The sequence below is a fragment of the Enterobacter sp. DC4 genome, from assembly GCF_000568095.1.
Classification (GTDB): Bacteria; Pseudomonadota; Gammaproteobacteria; order Enterobacterales; family Enterobacteriaceae; genus Enterobacter; species Enterobacter pseudoroggenkampii.
Window position 1 is genome coordinate 523272 of the sequence record NZ_AZUB01000001.1, and the last position, 19000, is coordinate 542271.

The following is a 19000-nucleotide window of genomic DNA, read 5'->3' on the forward strand; positions in this document are numbered from 1 at the left end:
AGTTTCAGTAAACTGGCACGTATAATGAAAGGTAGAATGAAAGGCAAAATGTGATGAAACAAAAGTTACAGAGGCGCTATGGAACAACTGGATGAACGTCTGAAAGCACAGTACCCGTCGCTGTCGCCGCAGGAGCAGCGGGTGGCGGACTTTATTTTCGACCATTTTGACGATCTCATTAGCTACAACAGCGCCGAGCTGGCGCAGCTGAGCGGGGTGTCGAAAGCCACGGTCAGCCGTCTGTTTAAGCGTCTGGGCTATGAGAAATATAAAGACATGCGCGACGAGCTGCGCACCCTGCGCCAGAGCGGGATGCCGCTCACCGATAACCGCGATGCGGTGCAGGGCAATACGCTGCTGGCGCGTCACTATAAGCAGGAGATGGCGAACCTGACCCAGTGGGTCAATGCCCTCGACGCGCAGCAGTTTGCCGACGCCATGGCCTGCATGGTTAAGGCGCGGCGCATCGTCATTATCGGCATGCGTAACGCCTATCCGGCGGCGCTGCACCTGCGCCAGCAGCTGCTGCAGGCGCGCGGTCAGGTGCTGGTCCTGCCGCAGCCGGGGCAGAGCCTGGGCGAGGAGCTGGTGGATTTAACGCCGGACGATCTGGTGGTCATGATGGCCTTCCGCCGCCGCCCGCGCATTATCCGCCCGCTGATGCAGCAGCTTCAGAGCAGCGGTATTCCGGTGCTGCTGATGTGCGAGCCGCAGGCGCACAGCCTGTTCCCGCTGGCGAGCTGGCAGCTCTGCGCCCCGCTGGACAGCGTCTCGGCCTATGACAGCTATTCCTCGGTCAACAGTCTGATCAACCTGCTGGCGAACGCCTTCCTGCATGAAATTCTCGATAAAGGCCGTCCGCGCATTCACGAAATTGCCTCCCTCTACCAGCAGCTGGACGAACTCGAACAGCGATAATGGGGCATCAGGCTGGTGCTTTGCATTGAAATGGTGCAGCTGGTGGGGCGGAGAAACGCACGTTTTTTCGACCCGTCCGCGTTTTATCAGGCTTTACAACAATATTTCCCGCTTCGCCTTATCTGGCACATTAGTTGCAAAATCACATTCAAAGAATCTTTTGTTTCATGTTAACGTTACGGGGAAGCACCATGAAAAAATTGTTGATTGCACTGGCCGGGGCCGCATGCCTCTTCACACAGCTGCCGGCAAAGGCTGACCAGCTTCAGGATATCGAGAAGCGCGGCACCATTCGCATTGCCGTGCCGCAGGACTTCCCGCCGTTTGGCTCGGTGGGGACCGATCTTCAGCCGCAGGGCTATGACATCGACATGGCGCGCTATCTGGCCAAACAGATGAAGCTCAAGCTGCAGCTGGTACCGGTAACCAGCGCCAACCGCGTGCCGTACCTGCAAACCGACAAGGTGGACCTGGTCATTTCCAGCCTCGGTAAAAACCCGGAGCGCGAGAAGGTGATCGACTTCAGCCGCGCCTACGCCCCGTTCTTCCTCGGCGTGTTTGGTCCGAAAGGGGCTGAACTGAAGGATGCCGCCGCGCTCAGCGGAAAAACCATCGGCGTGACGCGCGGGGCGGTGGAGGACATGGTGCTGACCGGCCTGGCGCCGAAAGACGCGGAGGTGAAGCGCTACGAAGACAACAACACCACGCTCTCCGCTTACCTCTCCGGTCAGGTGCAGTACGTGGCAACCGGCAACCTTGTGGTGGCGGCCATTTCGCGCCAGAACGCGGCGAAAGCCCCGGTGCCGAGCTTTATGCTGAAAGATTCGCCGTGCTTTATTGGCCTGAAGAAGAACGAACCGGCCCTGAAGGCAAAAGTGGATGCGTTGATCGAGCAGGGCATCAAGGACGGCACGCTGAACGGCCTGTCTGAGCAATGGCTGAAGGCTCCGCTGTCGACAAACCTTGGCGCCTGAGCCGATGACTGAGCAACTTGATTTTTCAGCCCTCTGGCCGCACTGGCCGGAACTGCTGGCGGGGCTGTGGGTCACCGTTCAGCTGACGGTGATGGCCACCGTCGGCGGGCTGGCAACGGGGATTTTCGGGGCGGCGATCCGCAGCGGACGCACGACCTGGTTCAGCCGGATCTGGGGCGCGTACGTGGAAATCATCCGCAACACGCCGTTTGTGGTGCAGCTGTTTTTCATCGTCTTCGGCCTGCCGAATCTGGGGCTGAAGATGACGGCGGGGGAAGCGGCGCTGCTGGCCATGGTGGTGAACCTCGGCGCGTACAGCACCGAGATTATCCGTGCGGGCATTCAGGTCACGCCGAAAGGGCAGTGGGAAGCCGGGCGCGTGCTGGGGCTGACCCGGCTGCAGACCTTTATTCGCGTGGTGCTGCCGCCCGCGCTGCAGCGCATTTACCCGGCGCTGGTGAGCCAGTGCATCATCGTGATGCTCGGCTCGTCGGTGGTGTCGCAGGTCTCGTATGAAGAGCTGACCTTCGCCGCCAACCTGATCCAGTCGAGAACGTTTCTGAGCTTTGAGGTTTATCTGGTGACCACCGGGATTTACTTAGCGCTGTCGATTACCCTGCGCCAGCTGATGATGGCGGCGGGACGCAAATGGCTGGGGGTGCAGGCATGATGACCACCTTTACCGACTGGGACATTATTCGCAACCTGCTGCTGGCCGGACGCTGGACGGTGCTGCTGTCGCTGGTGGCCTTCGTCGGCGGCGCGGCGGTGACGCTGCCGCTCCTGCTGCTGCGCCTGACGGGCGGGCGCGCGGTGAGGCGCATCATCCGCGGCTATATCGAGCTGTTTCAGGGCACGCCGCTGCTGATGCAGCTGTTCCTGGCCTTCTTCGGCGTGGCGCTGTTCGGCATCGACGTCTCGCCGTGGACCGCCGCCTCGCTGGCGCTGACGTTCTACACCAGCGCGTTTCTGCTCGATATCTGGTTTGGCAGCATTCGCGCCTTGCCAAAAGGACAGTGGGAAGCGTCGCGCTGTCTGGGGCTGACCTTTGGCCAGACCCTGTTTCGCGTGGTCGCCCCGCAGGCGCTGCGCATCGGCATCGCCCCGACGGTCGGCTTTGCCGTGCAGGTGATCAAGGGCACCGCGCTGGCGTCGATTATCGGCTTTATCGAGCTGACCAAGGCCGGGACTATGCTGACCAACGTGACCTATCAGCCGTTTAAGGTCTTTGCGCTTGTGGCGCTGGGCTACTTTATTCTGTGTTATCCGCTGTCGCGCTACAGCCGCTATCTGGAGACGAAATTCAATGCCTCTCATCACCATTAATCAGGTGCAGAAGTACTACGGCGATAATCACGTGCTCAAGGGCGTCGATCTGGATATCGACATGGGCCAGGTGATCTCCATTATCGGGCGCAGCGGATCGGGCAAAAGCACGCTGCTGCGCTGCATCAACGGACTGGAAGGCTATCAGGACGGCAGCATCAAGCTGGGCGGCATGACCATTACCGATCGGGATTCCCAGGCGCGTGAAATCAGCCGCTCGGTCGGGATGGTGTTCCAGAGCTTCAACCTGTTCCCGCACATGACGGCGCTGGAAAACGTGATGCTCGCCCCGCGTCGGGTGCTGAAGAAAAGCGCCGCTGAATGCCGCGAGCTGGCGCAGCGCATGCTGGAAAAAGTCGGCCTCGGTGACCGTCTGGATTACTACCCGTCGAGCCTCTCCGGCGGCCAGCAGCAGCGCGTGGCGATTGCCCGCGCGCTGGCGATGTCGCCGAAAGTATTACTCTGTGACGAGATCACCTCCGCGCTTGACCCGGAGCTGGTGGGCGAAGTGCTTAAGGTGCTGGAGCAGCTGGCGGCCGAGGGGATGACGCTGATACTTGTTACCCATGAAATGAATTTTGCCCGCGAAGTGGGCGACCGCGTGGTGTTTATGCACCAGGGGAAAGTCTGGGAGCAGGGCGACAGCAAAACGCTGTTCGCCAACCCGCAGACCACGGAACTGAAGCAGTTCATCTCCTCCGTGCGCGGCCTCAACTGATAAGGACTTAACAATGGATATCGCACAATTTCCGCAAATCAATCCGCCCCAGCGCCTGCTGATGGGGCCGGGCCCGATCAACGCCGACCCGCGCGTGCTGCGCGCCATGTCGAGCCAGCTGATCGGCCAGTACGATCCGGCCATGACCCACTACATGAACGAGGTGATGGCGCTCTACCGCGGGGTGTTCCGCACCGAAAACCGCTGGACGATGCTGGTGGACGGCACTTCCCGCGCGGGAATTGAAGCCATTCTGGTCTCCGCCATTCGCCCGGGAGATAAGGTGCTGGTGCCGGTCTTTGGCCGCTTTGGCCATCTGCTGTGCGAAATTGCCCGCCGCTGCCGCGCGGAGGTGCATACCATCGAGGTGCCGTGGGGCGAGGTGTTTACCCCAGACCAGGTCGAGGATGCGGTTAAGCGTATTCGTCCGCGCCTGCTGCTGACCGTGCAGGGCGACACCTCCACCACCATGCTGCAACCGCTCGCGGAGCTGGGTGCCATCTGCCGCCGCTACGACGTGCTGTTTTATACCGACGCCACCGCGTCGCTCGGCGGTAACGCGCTGGAGACCGACGCCTGGGGGCTGGACGCCGTCTCGGCCGGGATGCAGAAATGCCTCGGCGGCCCGTCAGGCACGTCGCCGATCACGCTGAGCGCGCGGATGGAAGAGGCGATCCGCCGCCGCAAGTGCGTGGAGGAGGGCATTCGCACCGACGCCCACCGCGACGGCGACGAGGAGATGATCTACTCCAACTACTTCGATCTCGGCATGGTGATGGACTACTGGGGGCCGGAGCGGCTGAACCACCACACCGAAGCCACCACCGCGCTGTTTGGTGCCCGCGAATGCGCGCGGCTGATCCTGCAGGAAGGGCTGGATAACGGCATCGCGCGCCATAAGCTGCACGGCGATGCGCTGCTGAAGGGCATTCAGGCGATGGGGCTGGAGACCTTCGGCGACCTGAAGCACAAGATGAACAACGTGCTGGGCGTGGTCATTCCGCAGGGGATCAACGGCGACCAGGTGCGTAAGCTGATGCTGGAGGATTTCGGGATTGAAATCGGCACCTCGTTTGGCCCGCTGCACGGCAAAGTGTGGCGCATTGGCACCATGGGCTATAACGCGCGCAAGGACTGCGTGATGACCACCCTGAGCGCGCTGGAGTCGGTGCTGAACTACCTCAAATTCACCACCACGCAGGGGGCCGCCATGCAGGCCGCGTGGGACCACTATAGCCGCGAGACGCCGCAATGAGCCCGGCGGCAGAGCGGGTGATGGCGCGCGCCGACGCGCTGGCCGCCATCAGCGAAACCCCGGATGCGCTGACACGGGTCTATCTCTCCACGCAGCATCTGCAGGCCAACCAGCTGGTCGGGGAGTGGATGCGCCAGGCGGGCATGACCGTCTGGCAGGACAGCGTGGGCAACATTTGCGGACGCTATGAAGGTGCGCAGGAAGGGGCGCAGGCGGTGCTGCTCGGCTCGCATCTGGATACCGTGCGCAACGCCGGGCGCTACGACGGCATGCTCGGGGTGCTCACCGCCATCGAAGTGGTGGACAGCCTGCACCAGCAGGGTCTGCATCTGGCGCAGGCCATAGAAATTGTCGGCTTTGGCGACGAAGAGGGAACCCGTTTTGGGATCACCCTGTTAGGCAGCCGGGGTATTACGGGCTCCTGGCCGCAGGGCTGGCTGGAGACGTGCGATGCTCAGGGCATCAGCGTGGCGCAGGCGATGGTGCAGGCGGGGCTCGATCCTGCCCGCGTGGCGCTCGCGGCACGTCATCAGGACGATTTCAGCGCCTGTCTGGAACTGCACATCGAACAGGGGCCGTGTCTGGAGCAGGAAGGGCTGGCGCTGGGCGTGGTGGAAGCCATTAACGGCGCGCGCCGCCTCAACTGCCGCTTCACCGGCGAGGCCGGACACGCGGGTACCGTGCCGATGAGTCACCGTAAGGATGCCCTGGCCGCCGCCGCCGAATGGATGGTGCTGATCGAAAACATCACCCGACAGCAGGGCGGCAACCGGGTGGCGACGGTCGGTGAGCTGCGCTGCCTGCCCGGCGCGGTCAACGTGATCCCGGGCGAGGTTGCGCTCTCGCTGGATATTCGCGGCCCGCAGGATGCCCCGCTTGACGCGCTGCTCGCTGAACTGCTGGCGCAAGCGCAGGCGATTGCCGCGCGTCGCGGGTTGAGCTTCAGCGCCGAGGAGTTTTACCGTATCGTCGCCACGCCGTGCGATGCGCGTTTGCAGGATCTGCTGGGGCAGGCCGTTGAAACGGTGCAGGGGCGCTCGTTATCCCTGCCCAGCGGCGCCGGCCATGACACCATCGCCCTGGCGGAACGCTGGCCGGTGGGGATGCTGTTTGTGCGCTGCAGGGGCGGGGTCAGCCACCATCCGGCCGAATCGGTGATGGCTGAAGATGTTGCCCTGGCGATTGAGGCATTTGGGCGGGCGGTGAGAACGCTGGCTGACGGTGGTGCGCGTTAATTTGTAGGCCGGGTAAGCGGTAGCGCCACCCGGCAGGGAACAGCGTTACTCCAGCCCCAGCGTATATTGCGCGATCTTAAAGTAGATAATCAGCCCGGTGCCGTCGATCAGCGTCGCGATAAACGGGGCGGAGACGACCGCCGGGTCAATGCCGCAGCGCTTAAGCACCATCGGAATGACGGACGACACAATCGCGCTCCACAGCGTAATGCACACCAGCGTCAGGCTGACGATAAGCGTGATTTCCAGCCCAATCCCCATCATCCAGGCACGAATGCATCCGGCCAGACCCAGCGTGGCGGCAATCATCAGCGAGGTGGTCATCTCTTTACGCAGCACGCGGCCAACGTCGCGCAGACGCACTTCCCCCAGCGCCATGGCGCGCACCAGGGTGGAGGTGATCTGCGTCCCGCTGTTGCCGCCCGTGCCGATCAGCAGCGGAATAAAAAACGCCAGCGCGATGGCGGACTCCAGCGCCTCTTCAAAATGCTGGATGACCGAGCTGGTGTAGGCCTCCGCGACAAACAGCAGCAGCAGCCAGACGGAGCGCTTTTTCCACAGGCTATACGGGCTGGTGTCCAGATAGGGCTTCTCCAGCGGCAGCGTCGCCCCCTGAAGCTGAGCATCTTCGGTGACGTCATCTTCCAGCAGATGGGCGATTTCGCGCTCGGTCAGACAGCCGACGAGCTTGCCGTGGGTGACCACGGGCACCACGTCCGCGCCGCCGTGCGCCAGCAGCCCGGCAACGTCGGCACGTTCATCCTCCGGTTTGACCTGCAAAAACTGCGAAATCATCAGCGATTTCACCGGCTGTACCGTGTCGGCGGTCTGCAGCAATTTACGCACGGCAATCATGCCCGCCAGGCGGCCATTGTCTTCAATAAAAATATGAGACGGAATATCGTCGTCTTTTAATTTTTCGAAAAATTGCTCGCGCGCCAGCGCCACGCATAATGAAATATCGAGGACAATAAAATCGGTATTCATATATTGCGCGATCGCGCTGTCATTGAATGCCAGGTTTTGGTTGTGAATAGCGTAAGACATAGTGAATTCCCTTTGAATAATAAAATCTCTCAGGGGCGAGCAAGACAGGGCATGTCGAAGAGGAGATCCCCACGTCCTGGGTTCAGCACTGTACACCGTATCCCGTGAGGGAAGTTATACTGACAAAGCCTTGATTCGACAGTGCCTGTTTTACCCTGTGTCGATTCTCTCGAACCTACCAGAGCGATAACGTGTATTTGTACAGGAGCCTCGCCATAACGAGATCGTTGTAAAACGAGGGAAATAATACGCTTATTTGATATTGCCGCTCGGAAAATTAAATAATGTTTAAGAACGGTTTAGGAGAATCTTATTAATAAAGCGTTGACGGTTTATTTAAGGTCATTCATTTCTAATGGAGGATTATATAATCACCGGAGGAGAGGAAAATGGCGTGGTTTGATAATCTGCTGAATCATTTTGCGCTGTATCCGGCACATCTGTTCGCGCTGTTATTTATGATGGCGCTGAGCAAGTCGACGGTGCTGATCTCCTCCGTGCTGCCGCCCGCCTCGGTGATGCTGCTGGCGGGCATGACCGTCAGCCAGGCGAGCATGCATCCTGCGCTGGCGTGGCTGGCCGTGGTGTTGGGGGCAACGGCGGGTTCGGTGCTGAACTACCATATCGGCCAGATGATGGGGCACACCCGGCTGGTCACGCGTTTTACCTCAAAGCATGCCGACAAGTTCTTGCGGGTACAGCATCAGCTGCAAAAGAACGGTGTCATCGTGCTCTTTACGTCGCGATTTCTGGCGGTGTTGCGTTACATCGTCCCGCTGGCGGCGGGGATGCTCAGGCTGAATGCAGCAAAGGTCTACGCCGTCAGCCTGATTTCCGCCTGCGTATGGGCGGCGCTGTATGTCGGCATCGTCACCGGCATCAGCGCCTTTTGAGTTACAAACTCCCCATGCCGCCGTCCACCAGCAGCTCCGTTCCTACCGTGTAGCTCGACTCGTCGGACGCCAGATAGAGCGCGGCTTTTGCCAGCTCCGTCGTCGAGCCCATTCTGCCGAGCGGCACCAGCTTGATGATCTCCGCCATCATCGCGTTAAGCGCCTCGTCGCTTAAGCCCGTTTTGGTAAAGGCCGGGGTTTCCACCGGGCCGGGGCTCAGGCCGTTGACGCGGATCCCGCGCGGCAGCAGCTCCGCCGACAGCGTGCGCGCCAGCGACAGCAGGGCGGCCTTGCTCGCGGCATACACGCTGCTGGTGGGCAGGCCGATGCGCGCGCTCACGGAGCCGCAGAGGATCACCGACGACGGGTTATTCAGCAGCGGCAGCAGCGCCTGAATTAAAAAGAACGGTCCCTTCAGGTTGATGCCCATCAGGCGATCCCACGTATCCTCCTGCCAGGCTTCCAGCGGCGCGTGCGTTACGTCGCCGGCGTTGAGAAACACCGCGTCGAGGCGCGGCCAGCGGGCGGCGAGGGTTTCCGCCAGCGCTTTCTGCGACGCGATATCGCCCGCATCGGTTGGGATCACCCAGGCCTTATCGCCCAGAATGCGCTCTGCTTCGGCGAGGGTGTCCGGGTTGCGTCCGGTCACGGCGACGCGCGCCCCTTCGGCGATAAACGCCTGCGCGGTGGCAAGACCGATGCCGCTGGTGCCGCCGGTAATCAACGTATACTTATCGGTTAAACGACCCATGTTCTTCTCCTGAAATGTCTCTGGAGAAAGCACTATAGAAACGTTAGTATCGAAAGGAAACCAGGTACCAAATGGATACTAAAGAGGCAAGAGGTGTGCTATGGCAGAAATGCTGGAGGAGTGCTGTGAAAAAAAATCTGAGGCGTATACCTGCCCGATGACGCAGTTTGTGAACCTGATTTCCGGCAAATGGGCGATCCCCATTCTCTATCGCCTGATTGTCTTCAATACGCCCGTACGCTTTGGCGACCTGCTGCGGGCGGCTGCACCCATCACCCAGAAAGAGCTGACGAAGCAGCTGCGCCTGTTTGAACAGCGCGGGCTGGTGACGCGGACGGTCTACCCGGAGATCCCGCCGCGCGTGGAGTATCAGATCACCGGGCTGGGGTTAACCCTGCAGGATGCACTCTCGCCGCTGGCCGCCTGGATGAGCGAGTACGGCGACCAGCTTCAGCGTTAGGTTACTGCTTTACGTAGCGCGGTGCCGGGATGCCGGTGCGTGCGCTGCTAAACAGCTCAAGGCGCGCCGCTTCGTAGCGCTCCCACAGGCCTGCATCATGCATCGGCGGGATGGTGATCGGTTCGCCCTGATCCAGACCCGCCAGCGACGCATCCACCATATCGTCGGTGGTCATTACCGAACCTTCCGGCAGATCGTCCACCGTGACGCCTGAATGGCTCCAGATTTCCGTCGCCGTGGCGGCGGGCAGCACGGCCTGAATACGCACGCTGCTGTCGGCAAATTCTTCCTGTAACCCACGGGTAAAGCTCAGTACCCACGCCTTAGTGGCGCTGTAGAGCGCACTTCCCGCCCGGACGTGCAGGGCCAGCACGGACGCGATATTGATCAGCGTGCCGCGGTTATTCTGCGCCAGACGGGGCAGGATGGCGTAGGTCAAGCGCATCAGCGCCGTGGTGTTCAGGGTGTTAATGGCCTGATGCTGCGCTACCTCGCCCGCGAGGAACGGTGCCATTTGCGCGGTGCCCGCGTTGTTGATGAGCGTATCAATGGCGGCATTGCTGCGCAGTTCCTCTTCCACGGCGCGGATCCCGACTTCATCGGTAAGATCGGCCACCAGAATATCGACGGCCACGCCATAGCGCGCGCGCAGGTCGGCGGCGAGGGTTTTCAGGCGATCTTCGCGGCGAGCGACCAGCACCAGGTTGGCACCGCGCGCGGCAAGACGATCGGCATAAACGGCGCCAATCCCGGAGGAGGCACCCGTGATCAGGGCGGTGGTGATTTGCGTAGTCATCGTGTGTTACCTCAAAGCAAAGTGGGTTATTTGGTTTCAAGATGAAACTGAATTAACTCTCTGCTATTTGGTTTTATAATGCAACCATATTGGCGATCATTTTGTGCTTTTGCCGTCGGGAACGGTCAGGAGGGGAGTTTAGCCACGATCTCTTCAGGCGTCAGTTCGCGCCCATCGTCGGCGATAAGCGCCAGTTTGCGCAGGGGTTTGCGCTGTTCGGAATCGACCAGCACGGTGCCGCATTCGTTTTCAGCAAACAAAAATTCATTCCCCCACTGGGACAGGGCAACCAGCACGGTTTGCAGGGCACGCCCCTTTTCGGTCAGGACGTATTCCTGCCAGGCGCTGCCGTCGGAGGCGGGTTGAAGCCGGAGGATGCCTTCATCAACCAGCAGTTTTAGCCGCGTGGTCAGCATGTTTTTCGCGATACCGAGGCTTTTCTGGAACTCGCCGAAGCGTTTAATCCCGCGCAGCGCGTCGCGAACAATCAGCAGCGACCACCAGTCGCCGATGATATCCAGCGAACGGGCGACGGGGCAGGTGCTCTCTTCAAGGCGGGTACGTTTCACAGCGAATTCTCCAGTGGGGTATGGTTTTATTATAAAACTAATCCGTACACACCGTAAGCACGTTAATCATCAGTTTGAGAAATGCTTCCCGGAAAATTGTGACGAATCTGTCACACTGAGCGCGATATTTTAAAACGAGTGAGGAATTAGGGATGAGAAAAGCACTACTCGCGCTGGCAGTCGCCGGTTCCATTTCAGCAACGTTTGGCGTGCAGGCGCAAGAGACGCCGGAAGGGTATCAGCTGGAGCAAGTTTTAATCATGAGTCGCCATAACCTGCGCGCGCCGCTCGCCAACAACGGCAGCGTGCTGGAGCAGTCCACGCCGAAGCAGTGGCCGGAGTGGGAGGTGCCGGGCGGTCAGCTCACTACCAAGGGTGGCGTGCTGGAAGTCTATATGGGCCATTATATGCGCGAGTGGCTGGCGCAGCAGGGGATGGTGAAGACGGGAGAATGTCCAGCGGCGGATAGCGTTTACGCTTATGCCAACAGCCTGCAGCGTACCGTCGCCACAGCGCAGTTCTTTATCACCGGCGCGTTCCCGGGCTGCGACGTTCCTGTGCACCATCAGGAAAAAATGGGCACCATGGATCCGATCTTCAATCCGGTGATTACCGACAACTCACCTGAATTCCGCGAAAAAGCGCTGAAGGCGATGGAGGCCGAGCGGCAGAAAATGCAGCTCGCAGACAGCTACAAGCTGCTGGAGCAGATGACAAACTACGCCGACTCGCCGTCGTGCAAAGAGAAAAAAGTCTGCTCGCTGGCGGATGCGAAAGATACCTTCAGCGCCGACTATGAAAAAGAGCCTGGTGTATCCGGGCCGCTGAAGGTGGGCAACTCGCTGGTGGATGCGTTCACGCTGCAGTATTACGAAGGCTTCCCGGCCGACCAGGTGGCCTGGGGCGAAATCAAGACCGACCAGCAGTGGCGCGTGCTGTCGAAGCTGAAGAACGGCTATCAGGATTCGCTGTTTACCTCCACCGAGGTGGCACAAAACGTGGCGAAGCCGCTGGTGAAATATATCGATAAAACCCTGGTTACCGACCAGACGAAAGCACCTAAGATCACCCTGCTGGTGGGGCATGACTCGAACATTGCTTCCCTGCTCACCGCCCTGGATTTCAAACCCTATCAGCTGCACGACCAGCAGGAGCGCACCCCGATTGGCGGCAAAATTGTCTTCCAGCGCTGGCACGACAAAAATGCCAACCAGGAGCTGATGAAAATTGAGTATGTCTACCAGAGCTCAGAGCAGCTGCGTAACGCCAGCGTGCTGTCGCTGCAGTCTCCGGCACAGCGCGTGACGCTGGAGCTGAAGGGCTGCCCGGTAGATGCGAACGGCTTCTGTCCTGTCGACAAATTCAATGCGGTGATGAATAACGCGGCGAAGTAAAGGAGAACCCCCCGCGTGATCGCGGGGGGAAACGCTTAGACGTTTTTACGTTCGATGGTTTGCTCGCCCCAGAAGAGCGAGTCTTTGTCCGTTTTTTCGAAGGCGCGCACCAGCACCTCATCGTTACCTTCCTCCCAAATCTGCTCGGCCAGCTTTTCATCGTACTTCGCGACTTCAAAGATAGCTTCGGCAATCTCCGGAGAGGTGTTGCGTAAACTTGCCCATTCGCCCACGTGGTGAGCTTTGGATTCTTGAGTTGGCATGCTTGTCCTCCTGTTGGGTGTTAGCCGTTCAGTTTTTTGGCCAGACCCGCGACATATTCACCCTGATAGCGGGCGATAGACAGTTCTTCATTGCTTGGCTGACGTGAGCCATCCCCACCGGCAATGGTGGTTGCGCCGTACGGCGTACCGCCGCGCACCTGGGAAACGTCAAACAGCTCCTGTGCGCCGTAGCCAATCGGCACAATCACCATCCCGTGATGAGCAAGGGTAGTCCAGGTTGAGGTAATCGTCTGCTCCTGGCCGCCGCCGGTCCCGGTAGAGCTGAATACACTCGCGAGTTTGCCGTAAAGCGCCCCGGATGCCCAAAGTCCGCCGGTTTGATCGAGGAAGGTGCGCATCTGGCCCGACATATTGCCGAAGCGGGTCGGGGTGCCGAAGATAATGGCATCATAATCCGCCAGTTCCTGCGGGGTGGCGACCGGGGAGTTTTGTGTTTTACCCCCGGCTTTCAGGAAGGCTTCCGCCTGCATGGTTTCCGGTACGCGTTTGACCACAACCTCAACGCCATCAACCCTGTTTGCACCTTCTGCTACCGCGTGAGCCATGGTTTCAATGTGTCCATACATGGAATAATAGAGCACCAGAACTTTTGCCATTTTGCATCACTCCTCGTTGGTTTTTCTGACAGCGGATCGCTGCGTTCTTTTAAAGATATGTCATCACAGCCAGACTGCAAAAATGAACGCCATTTATTTGATTTATAACAACATGCGTAGAAAAATGACTTTGTAGCAAAATGATACAACTTTCCCGGTGCGGATTTTTAAAATGATAAGAAAGGTTTATGCATCCCCGTCGCGTCATCTCACCCGAAAGGCTGAGTTCATGTTGCAGAATATTACCTGCGGCTTGCCGGATAGCGGCATTCCACTAAGCTTAGTTTCACGCAGCACAGATAAAGGCTCTGCCCTTGTGTTGCGAGGTGAAAGAATCCTCTTTTACTGAATGCAATATGATGTCTAATGTTTCACATTCTGGAGGTTAGAGATGGCAAACCATCGTGGTGGTTCAGGTAATTTCGCAGAAGACCGTGAAAGAGCATCAGAAGCAGGCCGTAAAGGTGGCCAGCATAGCGGGGGCAACTTCAAGAATGACCCGCAACGCGCATCTGAAGCTGGCAAGAAAGGGGGTAAAAACAGCCACGGCAGCAGCAGTAAGTAACACGCCGGGTTGAACCCCTGCCGCCGGGATCTCCCGGCGGTTTTTTTATTTCTGCAACATTGAACTGTAACCAAAGGCAACGCACACTACAGAATTGTTCTCACTTGCTGGTGCCGCATGTCTGTCTCACGCTTTAAATTCTCCGTAAAACCGCAGGAAGCCATCCTCATTCTCATCACCATGTTCTGGGGCGGGACGTTTCTGGCCGTTCAGTACGCGGTGACCCTCAGTGATCCGTTCTTCTTCGTTGGTCTGCGCTTTGCGACGGCGGCGCTTGCCGTAGGGCTGATTTCGCTTAACACGCTGCGGGGTCTGACGCTCAAAGAGCTGAAGGCCGGCGTGGCCATTGGTGTCGCGATAGCGATGGGCTACAGCCTGCAGACGTGGGGATTGCAGACCATCTCCAGCAGCAAATCCGCGTTTATCACCGCGATGTATGTGCCGCTGGTGCCGCTATTGCAGTGGCTGTGCCTGGGGCGGCTGCCCGGTCTGATGTCCTGTATTGGCATCGTGCTGGCGTTTATCGGTCTGATCTTACTGGCCGGGCCGGAAAACAACCTCCTGGCGCTGGGGCCGGGCGAGATCATCACCCTCGTCGGGGCGGTTGCGATTGCGGCGGAAATTATTCTGATTAGCGCCTGGGCGGGCAAGGTGGACGTCAAGCGGGTTACGGTAGTACAGCTCGCTACCGCGTCGCTGGTGGCCTTTGCGACGATGGTTCCGGCAGGCGAGTCCATACCGCCGATGTCCACCGGTCTGGTGGTGGTCGCACTGGGGCTGGGTATCTTCAGCGCCATTATCCAGGTCACCATGAACTGGGCGCAGCGCAGCGTATCACCAACCCGCGCGACGGTGATTTATACCGGTGAACCGGTCTGGGCGGGCATTTTCGGGCGACTGGCCGGGGAACGTCTGCCGCTGCTGGCCCTGGTGGGCGCGGCATTTATTGTCGCCGGGGTGCTGGTGAGCGAGTTGAAGCTCAGAAAACGTCGGAGCCAGGTGAGCGATATGACAGCTGAAGAAGGTTTAGATTGAAAAAATAGACGGGTTTATCTACGATATGTACGGATAATTACCGTACACGATGAAGTAAATCATGCCAGCACTTAAAAAACAGCGTATCGATCTTCGCTTAACGGACGAAGACAAAACAATGATTGAAGAAGCGGCGGCGATGACGAACCAAACGATCACCCAGTTTATGGTGAACAGTGCGTCAGAGCGCGCTGCGGAGGTCATCGAACAGCATCGGCGTCTCGTCTTAAACGAAGCATCATGGAATGCGGTGATGGATGCCATCGACAATCCGCCAGAGCCAAATGAACGCCTGAAGCGAGCGGCAAAACGTCTTCGAAACATGGAGTGAAGCGTCGTGGATAATCTCACGGTCGAAATGTTTTCAGAGGGAAAAGATTATGATTTCAGGGACTTCGATTGTGGTGAACCCTCGCTAAATGTCTTCCTTACAGAACATCTGGTGCGTCAGCACAATGGGCGTATTTTACGAGGGTATCTGCTTAAAGAGCGCGATCGTCCGCGAGTCCTGGGCTATTACACGTTGTCTGGAAGCTGTTTTGAAAAAGCGACGCTGCCTTCCAGGACTCAGCAGCGTCGGATCCCTTATAGCAACGAACCGAGCGTAACGCTGGGACGTCTGGCGATACATAAAGACCTGCAGGGACAGGAGTGGGGAACGACGCTCGTCACGCATGCCATGCGGGTTGTCTATCTGGCATCGCAGGCGGTGGGCGTACACGGAATATTTGTTGATGCACTCAATGACCGGGCAAGACGATTTTATCTGAAGCAGGGTTTTATTCCGCTGACGGGTGAAAACAGCCATTCTCTTTTCTTTCCTACAAAATCTATCGAACGACTGTTTGAGCAGGCCTGATTGCCTGACATTAGGGTGTTCTTACGGAACGTAAAGGTCGGGTAAGGCATAGCCGTCACCCGACATTGAGATTTCACGACTCCTGACGCACCACCTCGCCCTGTGGGACAGCGGCCATCCGGCGGCTGAGCAGGGCGTTAAGCAGGATCGCGCCGAAGGTCGCTGTGCCAATCCCGCCGATCGTAAAGCCGCCCAGCGTCAGGGCAAAATCGCCCGCACCCAGCACCAGCGTGACGGCCACCATAATCAGGTTACCGTTCTGGCTGAGATCGACCCGATGCTGCACCCAGATGCGCGCGCCGGCCACGGCGATCAGCCCAAACACCACAATCGATGCCCCGCCGATAACCGGTGACGGAATGGTGTGGATCAGCGCGCCGAATTTCGGTGAGAAGCCGAGCAGCATCGCCATCACCGCCGCCGCCACGAAGACCAGCGTCGAGTAGACTTTGGTCACCGCCATTACGCCGATGTTTTCGGCATAGGTGGTGACGCCGCTGCCGCCCACGGAACCGGAGAGCATGGTTGCCAGCCCGTCACCGACGAACGCGCGGCCCATGTACGGATCCATGCTGCGCCCGGTCATTCCCGCGACCGCCTTCAGGTGACCTAAGTTCTCTGCCACCAGGATCACCGCCACCGGTGCGATAAGCATCATCGCCTGGGTGTTAAAGGTGGGCGAGGTCACTTTCGGCAGGCCGAACCAGGCGGCCTGATGCAGCAGGGTAAAATCCACCGGCTTGCCGAGACCAAAAATGTTCGCCAGCAGGGCATACACCAGACAGGCAACAATCAGCCCGACCAGAATCAGCAGCCGCTGGATCATGCCTCGAGTGAACACCGCCACCAGGCCGATGCACAGCACGGTGATCACCGCCATCCAGCTTTCAAACGGCGAGGCGGAGACGCTTCTGACCGCAATCGGGGCGAGGTTCAGGCCAATCGCCATCACCACGGCGCCCGTTACGACCGGGGGCATCATGCGCTCGATCCAGCGTGTACCGATCTTCATCACTACCAGACCAATCAGGGTATACACCAGACCGCAGGCGATGATGCCGCCGAGGGCCACGCTCAGGTTGGGGTTGATCCCCTGGCCGTTAAACCCGGTGGTGGCAATAACCACGCCGACAAAGGCGGCGCTGGATCCCAGATAGCTGGGCACGCGCCCGCCGGTGACAAAAAAGAACAGCAGGGTGCCGATACCCGACATCAGAATAGAGAGGTTGGGATCGAGCCCCATCAGCATCGGCATCAGCACCGTGGCGCCAAACATCGCAACCGCGTGCTGGACGCCCATCACCATCGTCTGCCCGAGCGGGAGGCGTTCATCCGGCGCGACCACGCCTGCTTCTGTGGAGGTCGATTTCAACTGCCAGTGGGGAAATCCGAACATGGTCTGTCTCCTTAAAGCGGGTTAACAGGCGGGGCGCATAAGCGCGTGGTAACCGCGGTCAAACCACACCAGCCCTTGCGGCGCGGGGTGGCGAATAATCGAAACAATGTCGCAAAACAAAATGTCATGGGTACCGACGCTCACCACCTGGCTGATGCGGCAGTCAAACGAGGCCAGCGCATCCTCCAGACGCGGGCAGCCGGTGTCGCCCGTCTGCCAGCGGGCGGCGGCGAAGCGTTCTTCCATCGGCGTTTTGCCGCCAAACAGGTTTGAGAGCGGCTCCTGCCCGGCGCTCAGGGTATTCACGCACAGCGTGCGGTTTTCGCTGAACGTCGGCCAGACGGACGCGCCGCGGTTCAGGCACACCAGCAGGGTGGGCGGGGAATCCGTGACGCTGCACACCGCGCTGGCGGTGAAGCCTGCCATCCCCGCGGGACCGTCGGTGGTGATGATATTCACCGCCGCGCCGACGCAGGCCATGGCGTCGCGAAAGGTTTGTTTATCCGGTGTCGTCATCATCGCTCCTTACGCCAGCCCGCAGGCATCGTCGAAGGTCAGGCGCGGCAGGCGGCCGTAAAGTTTGCCCGGGTCGCCGTAGCCAATGTTGATCAGCAGATTGCTTTTAAGCGTCGTGCCGGTGAAAAAGACCTCGTCGACCTTTTGTCGGTCAAAGCCCGACATCGGGCCGGTATCCAGCCCCAGCGCGCGACAGGCGAAAATCAGGTAGGCGGCCTGCAGTGAGCTGTTGCGAAAGGCGGTCTCTTCCGCCAGTGCGGGGCTTGCGGTAAACCAGCTTCTGGCATCGCCGTGCGGGAACAGTTCAGGCAGGCGCTCGTAGAATTCACTGTCCCAGGCGACAATCGCCGTGACCGGAGCGGTGAGCGTTTTCTCCAGGTTGCCGCTGGAGAGCGCCGGGCGCAGCTTCTCTTTTCCCTCTGCGCTTCGCACAAACACAATGCGCGCCGGGGAGCAGTTGGCGGAGGTTGGCCCCCATTTCATCAGGTCGTAAATTTCGCGCAGCGTCTCGTCGCTGACGGCAATATCCTGCCAGCCGTTATGGGTGCGGGCGCCGGTGAACAGCGTTTCCAGCGCGGTGGAATTAATGGCTTCGCTCATTACAGCTCCTTATAAAGCGTGTTCATGACTGTGCAGCAGGCTGGCCAGCCCGTTCAGCAGCAGGGTGTTAAAGGTGTCCGGCTCGGTGACGTTGCAGGCATGACCGCCCTGGCGCATCACCGCGCTGTGGCTGTGCGGGATCGCAGCCTGCAGCTCAGACGAGCAGACAGAGGGCACCAGCATGTCGTCGGCGGAACAGATGATCTGTACCGGGCAGCGGATGCGTGCGGCGTGGCGGCTAAAGTCGGCCTTTTTCAGGGCGCTAAGCCGGTGCAGCAGGTTGGTTTTTCCCTGAAAGTGGGCCAGCGCCAGGGCCTCTTCGGCCTCGAGACGGGGGGCGCGAGCGGCCATCCAGTCTGCCGGGTAGAGAAACAGCGGCTGCGCCTCAACCCACGCCTGCGGGCCACCGTAATGCAGCAGGCGCTCGCGGAACTGAAAGCAGCGACGGGTGTGGGCGTTGAGGGTCAGCCAGCCGTTGACGCACACCAGCGCGGTGAGGGCGTCGGGCCTGTCGAGGGCCAGCTGCAGGCCGACCAGCGCCCCCAGCGCGTGGCCGACGATGCTGTAGCGCGCGATCCCGGCCTCTGCCAGCGCCTGGGCCAGTTCGTCCGCCATCTGTGCCAGGCTGTAGCCTTCCGGCAGGGCGTCGGGGTTATTGCCCGTTCCGCGCTGGTCATAGCACACCACCTGATACTCCGGTTCCAGCGCGGCCAGCTGGGGCAGCCAGTAGCTGCCGCTGCCGCCGAGACCGGAAATAAGGACCACCACGGGCGCACCCTCATACGGGGGCGGTGAGACGGAGAGTTTCATGGC

General features: G+C 59.6%; 24 protein-coding genes and 1 riboswitch. Of the genes, 14 read left to right on the plus strand and 10 right to left on the minus strand.

Annotation, left to right across the window (positions count from 1 at the left end):
• Positions 1-78: 78 nt before the first annotated feature.
• The 7 genes from hpxU to hpxK all read left to right on the plus strand — a co-directional run bounded on the left by hpxU (position 79) and on the right by hpxK (position 6426).
• Complete coding sequence (gene hpxU / locus P349_RS21520) at positions 79-918, plus strand: MurR/RpiR family transcriptional regulator HpxU (protein WP_023311063.1); 840 nt, start codon at positions 79-81, stop codon at positions 916-918.
• A 191-nt stretch (positions 919-1109) separates the two neighbouring features.
• Positions 1110-1892, plus strand: a complete 783-nt coding sequence (locus tag P349_RS21515) for a transporter substrate-binding domain-containing protein (RefSeq protein ID WP_032649000.1) — start codon at positions 1110-1112, stop codon at positions 1890-1892.
• A gap of 4 nt (positions 1893-1896) precedes the next feature.
• Positions 1897-2562 (plus strand): amino acid ABC transporter permease, encoded by a 666-nt coding sequence (locus P349_RS21510; RefSeq protein ID WP_032648997.1) that lies wholly within the window; start codon positions 1897-1899, stop codon positions 2560-2562.
• On the plus strand, positions 2562-3218 hold the full coding sequence (locus tag P349_RS21505) for an amino acid ABC transporter permease (RefSeq protein ID WP_071787484.1): 657 nt from the start codon (positions 2562-2564) through the stop codon (positions 3216-3218). Before P349_RS21510 ends, P349_RS21505 begins: the two co-directional genes overlap by 1 nt.
• Positions 3199-3936 (plus strand): amino acid ABC transporter ATP-binding protein, encoded by a 738-nt coding sequence (locus tag P349_RS21500; protein ID WP_008499843.1) that lies wholly within the window; start codon positions 3199-3201, stop codon positions 3934-3936. The genes P349_RS21505 and P349_RS21500 overlap by 20 nt, the downstream gene beginning before the upstream one ends.
• 13 nt (positions 3937-3949) lie before the next feature.
• The gene (locus tag P349_RS21495; RefSeq protein WP_032648995.1) at positions 3950-5191 is read left to right on the plus strand and encodes a pyridoxal-phosphate-dependent aminotransferase family protein; all 1242 of its coding nucleotides are present in this window, start codon (positions 3950-3952) and stop codon (positions 5189-5191) included.
• Positions 5188-6426 (plus strand): allantoate amidohydrolase, encoded by a 1239-nt coding sequence (gene hpxK / locus P349_RS21490; protein ID WP_032648993.1) that lies wholly within the window; start codon positions 5188-5190, stop codon positions 6424-6426. The genes P349_RS21495 and hpxK overlap by 4 nt, the downstream gene beginning before the upstream one ends.
• 45 nt (positions 6427-6471) lie before the next feature.
• On the opposite strand, the gene P349_RS21485 is transcribed toward hpxK, so the two are convergent.
• Positions 6472-7473 (minus strand): magnesium transporter, encoded by a 1002-nt coding sequence (locus P349_RS21485; protein ID WP_032648991.1) that lies wholly within the window; start codon positions 7471-7473, stop codon positions 6472-6474.
• A gap of 60 nt (positions 7474-7533) precedes the next feature.
• Positions 7534-7703: riboswitch (M-box (ykoK) riboswitch) on the minus strand.
• Between the two features lie 159 nt (positions 7704-7862).
• On the opposite strand from P349_RS21485, the gene P349_RS21480 reads away from it, so the two are divergent.
• Complete coding sequence (locus P349_RS21480) at positions 7863-8366, plus strand: DedA family protein (RefSeq protein WP_032648989.1); 504 nt, start codon at positions 7863-7865, stop codon at positions 8364-8366.
• Position 8367: 1 nt separating this feature from the next.
• On the opposite strand, the gene P349_RS21475 is transcribed toward P349_RS21480, so the two are convergent.
• Complete coding sequence (locus tag P349_RS21475) at positions 8368-9117, minus strand: SDR family oxidoreductase (protein ID WP_032648987.1); 750 nt, start codon at positions 9115-9117, stop codon at positions 8368-8370.
• A gap of 100 nt (positions 9118-9217) precedes the next feature.
• Here P349_RS21475 and P349_RS21470 point away from each other — a divergent pair, with 100 nt between their 5' ends.
• On the plus strand, positions 9218-9577 hold the full coding sequence (locus tag P349_RS21470) for a winged helix-turn-helix transcriptional regulator (protein ID WP_024909625.1): 360 nt from the start codon (positions 9218-9220) through the stop codon (positions 9575-9577).
• Between the two features lies 1 nt (position 9578).
• Here P349_RS21470 and P349_RS21465 read toward each other — a convergent pair whose 3' ends face one another.
• Together P349_RS21465 and P349_RS21460 are read right to left on the minus strand one after the other, a co-directional pair.
• The gene (locus P349_RS21465; RefSeq protein ID WP_032648985.1) at positions 9579-10373 is read right to left on the minus strand and encodes an SDR family NAD(P)-dependent oxidoreductase; all 795 of its coding nucleotides are present in this window, start codon (positions 10371-10373) and stop codon (positions 9579-9581) included.
• Positions 10374-10498: 125 nt separating this feature from the next.
• On the minus strand, positions 10499-10942 hold the full coding sequence (locus tag P349_RS21460; protein ID WP_032648983.1) for a winged helix-turn-helix transcriptional regulator: 444 nt from the start codon (positions 10940-10942) through the stop codon (positions 10499-10501).
• 152 nt (positions 10943-11094) lie between these two features.
• Here P349_RS21460 and agp point away from each other — a divergent pair, with 152 nt between their 5' ends.
• Positions 11095-12336 (plus strand): bifunctional glucose-1-phosphatase/inositol phosphatase, encoded by a 1242-nt coding sequence (gene agp / locus P349_RS21455; RefSeq protein ID WP_032648981.1) that lies wholly within the window; start codon positions 11095-11097, stop codon positions 12334-12336.
• Between the two features lie 35 nt (positions 12337-12371).
• Here agp and P349_RS21450 read toward each other — a convergent pair whose 3' ends face one another.
• Together P349_RS21450 and wrbA are read right to left on the minus strand one after the other, a co-directional pair.
• Positions 12372-12599 carry a YccJ family protein gene (locus P349_RS21450; RefSeq protein WP_008499832.1) on the minus strand — a complete coding sequence of 76 codons (228 nt, stop codon included), beginning with the start codon at positions 12597-12599 and terminating at the stop codon, positions 12372-12374.
• A 20-nt stretch (positions 12600-12619) separates the two neighbouring features.
• The gene (gene wrbA, locus P349_RS21445) at positions 12620-13216 is read right to left on the minus strand and encodes an NAD(P)H:quinone oxidoreductase (RefSeq protein ID WP_032648980.1); all 597 of its coding nucleotides are present in this window, start codon (positions 13214-13216) and stop codon (positions 12620-12622) included.
• Positions 13217-13607: 391 nt separating this feature from the next.
• On the opposite strand from wrbA, the gene P349_RS21440 reads away from it, so the two are divergent.
• The 4 genes from P349_RS21440 (at position 13608) to P349_RS21425 (ending at position 15675) form a co-directional block, all read left to right on the plus strand.
• Positions 13608-13781: a general stress protein gene (locus P349_RS21440; RefSeq protein ID WP_024909630.1), complete on the plus strand. Its 174-nt coding sequence runs from the start codon at positions 13608-13610 to the stop codon at positions 13779-13781.
• Positions 13782-13898: 117 nt separating this feature from the next.
• Positions 13899-14816 carry a DMT family transporter gene (locus tag P349_RS21435; RefSeq protein ID WP_024909631.1) on the plus strand — a complete coding sequence of 306 codons (918 nt, stop codon included), beginning with the start codon at positions 13899-13901 and terminating at the stop codon, positions 14814-14816.
• Positions 14817-14877: 61 nt separating this feature from the next.
• A complete protein-coding gene (locus tag P349_RS21430; RefSeq protein ID WP_008499829.1) occupies positions 14878-15147 on the plus strand; it encodes a type II toxin-antitoxin system TacA family antitoxin in 270 nt (89 codons plus the stop codon).
• Between the two features lie 6 nt (positions 15148-15153).
• On the plus strand, positions 15154-15675 hold the full coding sequence (locus P349_RS21425) for a GNAT family N-acetyltransferase (protein WP_032648978.1): 522 nt from the start codon (positions 15154-15156) through the stop codon (positions 15673-15675).
• Positions 15676-15748: 73 nt separating this feature from the next.
• Here P349_RS21425 and rutG read toward each other — a convergent pair whose 3' ends face one another.
• The 4 genes from rutG to rutD are packed head-to-tail and all read right to left on the minus strand — an operon-like array spanning position 15749 to position 18997.
• Entirely contained in the window at positions 15749-17071 is a 1323-nt protein-coding gene (gene rutG, locus P349_RS21420; protein ID WP_032648977.1) for a pyrimidine utilization transport protein G, read from the minus strand.
• A gap of 21 nt (positions 17072-17092) precedes the next feature.
• Positions 17093-17587 (minus strand): NADH-dependent FMN reductase RutF, encoded by a 495-nt coding sequence (gene rutF, locus P349_RS21415; protein ID WP_023327078.1) that lies wholly within the window; start codon positions 17585-17587, stop codon positions 17093-17095.
• A gap of 9 nt (positions 17588-17596) precedes the next feature.
• The gene (locus P349_RS21410; protein ID WP_032648975.1) at positions 17597-18187 is read right to left on the minus strand and encodes a malonic semialdehyde reductase; all 591 of its coding nucleotides are present in this window, start codon (positions 18185-18187) and stop codon (positions 17597-17599) included.
• A gap of 9 nt (positions 18188-18196) precedes the next feature.
• Positions 18197-18997, minus strand: coding sequence for a pyrimidine utilization protein D (rutD, locus tag P349_RS21405; protein ID WP_032648973.1), 801 nt, complete (start codon positions 18995-18997; stop codon positions 18197-18199).
• Between the last annotated feature and the right edge of the window lie 3 nt (positions 18998-19000).

What these genes read in the sequence shown, in the direction of transcription:
- hpxU (WP_023311063.1), top strand. Translation starts at nt 79, where the DNA reads ATGGAACAACTGGATGAACGTCTGAAAGCACAGTACCCGTCGCTGTCG.
- P349_RS21515 (WP_032649000.1), top strand. Translation starts at nt 1,110, where the DNA reads ATGAAAAAATTGTTGATTGCACTGGCCGGGGCCGCATGCCTCTTCACA.
- P349_RS21510 (WP_032648997.1), top strand. Translation starts at nt 1,897, where the DNA reads ATGACTGAGCAACTTGATTTTTCAGCCCTCTGGCCGCACTGGCCGGAA.
- P349_RS21505 (WP_071787484.1), top strand. Translation starts at nt 2,562, where the DNA reads ATGACCACCTTTACCGACTGGGACATTATTCGCAACCTGCTGCTGGCC.
- P349_RS21500 (WP_008499843.1), top strand. Translation starts at nt 3,199, where the DNA reads ATGCCTCTCATCACCATTAATCAGGTGCAGAAGTACTACGGCGATAAT.
- P349_RS21495 (WP_032648995.1), top strand. Translation starts at nt 3,950, where the DNA reads ATGGATATCGCACAATTTCCGCAAATCAATCCGCCCCAGCGCCTGCTG.
- hpxK (WP_032648993.1), top strand. Translation starts at nt 5,188, where the DNA reads ATGAGCCCGGCGGCAGAGCGGGTGATGGCGCGCGCCGACGCGCTGGCC.
- P349_RS21485 (WP_032648991.1), bottom strand. Translation starts at nt 7,473, where the DNA reads ATGTCTTACGCTATTCACAACCAAAACCTGGCATTCAATGACAGCGCG.
- P349_RS21480 (WP_032648989.1), top strand. Translation starts at nt 7,863, where the DNA reads ATGGCGTGGTTTGATAATCTGCTGAATCATTTTGCGCTGTATCCGGCA.
- P349_RS21475 (WP_032648987.1), bottom strand. Translation starts at nt 9,117, where the DNA reads ATGGGTCGTTTAACCGATAAGTATACGTTGATTACCGGCGGCACCAGC.
- P349_RS21470 (WP_024909625.1), top strand. Translation starts at nt 9,218, where the DNA reads ATGGCAGAAATGCTGGAGGAGTGCTGTGAAAAAAAATCTGAGGCGTAT.
- P349_RS21465 (WP_032648985.1), bottom strand. Translation starts at nt 10,373, where the DNA reads ATGACTACGCAAATCACCACCGCCCTGATCACGGGTGCCTCCTCCGGG.
- agp (WP_032648981.1), top strand. Translation starts at nt 11,095, where the DNA reads ATGAGAAAAGCACTACTCGCGCTGGCAGTCGCCGGTTCCATTTCAGCA.
- P349_RS21450 (WP_008499832.1), bottom strand. Translation starts at nt 12,599, where the DNA reads ATGCCAACTCAAGAATCCAAAGCTCACCACGTGGGCGAATGGGCAAGT.
- wrbA (WP_032648980.1), bottom strand. Translation starts at nt 13,216, where the DNA reads ATGGCAAAAGTTCTGGTGCTCTATTATTCCATGTATGGACACATTGAA.
- P349_RS21440 (WP_024909630.1), top strand. Translation starts at nt 13,608, where the DNA reads ATGGCAAACCATCGTGGTGGTTCAGGTAATTTCGCAGAAGACCGTGAA.
- P349_RS21435 (WP_024909631.1), top strand. Translation starts at nt 13,899, where the DNA reads ATGTCTGTCTCACGCTTTAAATTCTCCGTAAAACCGCAGGAAGCCATC.
- P349_RS21430 (WP_008499829.1), top strand. Translation starts at nt 14,878, where the DNA reads ATGCCAGCACTTAAAAAACAGCGTATCGATCTTCGCTTAACGGACGAA.
- rutG (WP_032648977.1), bottom strand. Translation starts at nt 17,071, where the DNA reads ATGTTCGGATTTCCCCACTGGCAGTTGAAATCGACCTCCACAGAAGCA.
- rutF (WP_023327078.1), bottom strand. Translation starts at nt 17,587, where the DNA reads ATGACGACACCGGATAAACAAACCTTTCGCGACGCCATGGCCTGCGTC.
- P349_RS21410 (WP_032648975.1), bottom strand. Translation starts at nt 18,187, where the DNA reads ATGAGCGAAGCCATTAATTCCACCGCGCTGGAAACGCTGTTCACCGGC.
- rutD (WP_032648973.1), bottom strand. Translation starts at nt 18,997, where the DNA reads ATGAAACTCTCCGTCTCACCGCCCCCGTATGAGGGTGCGCCCGTGGTG.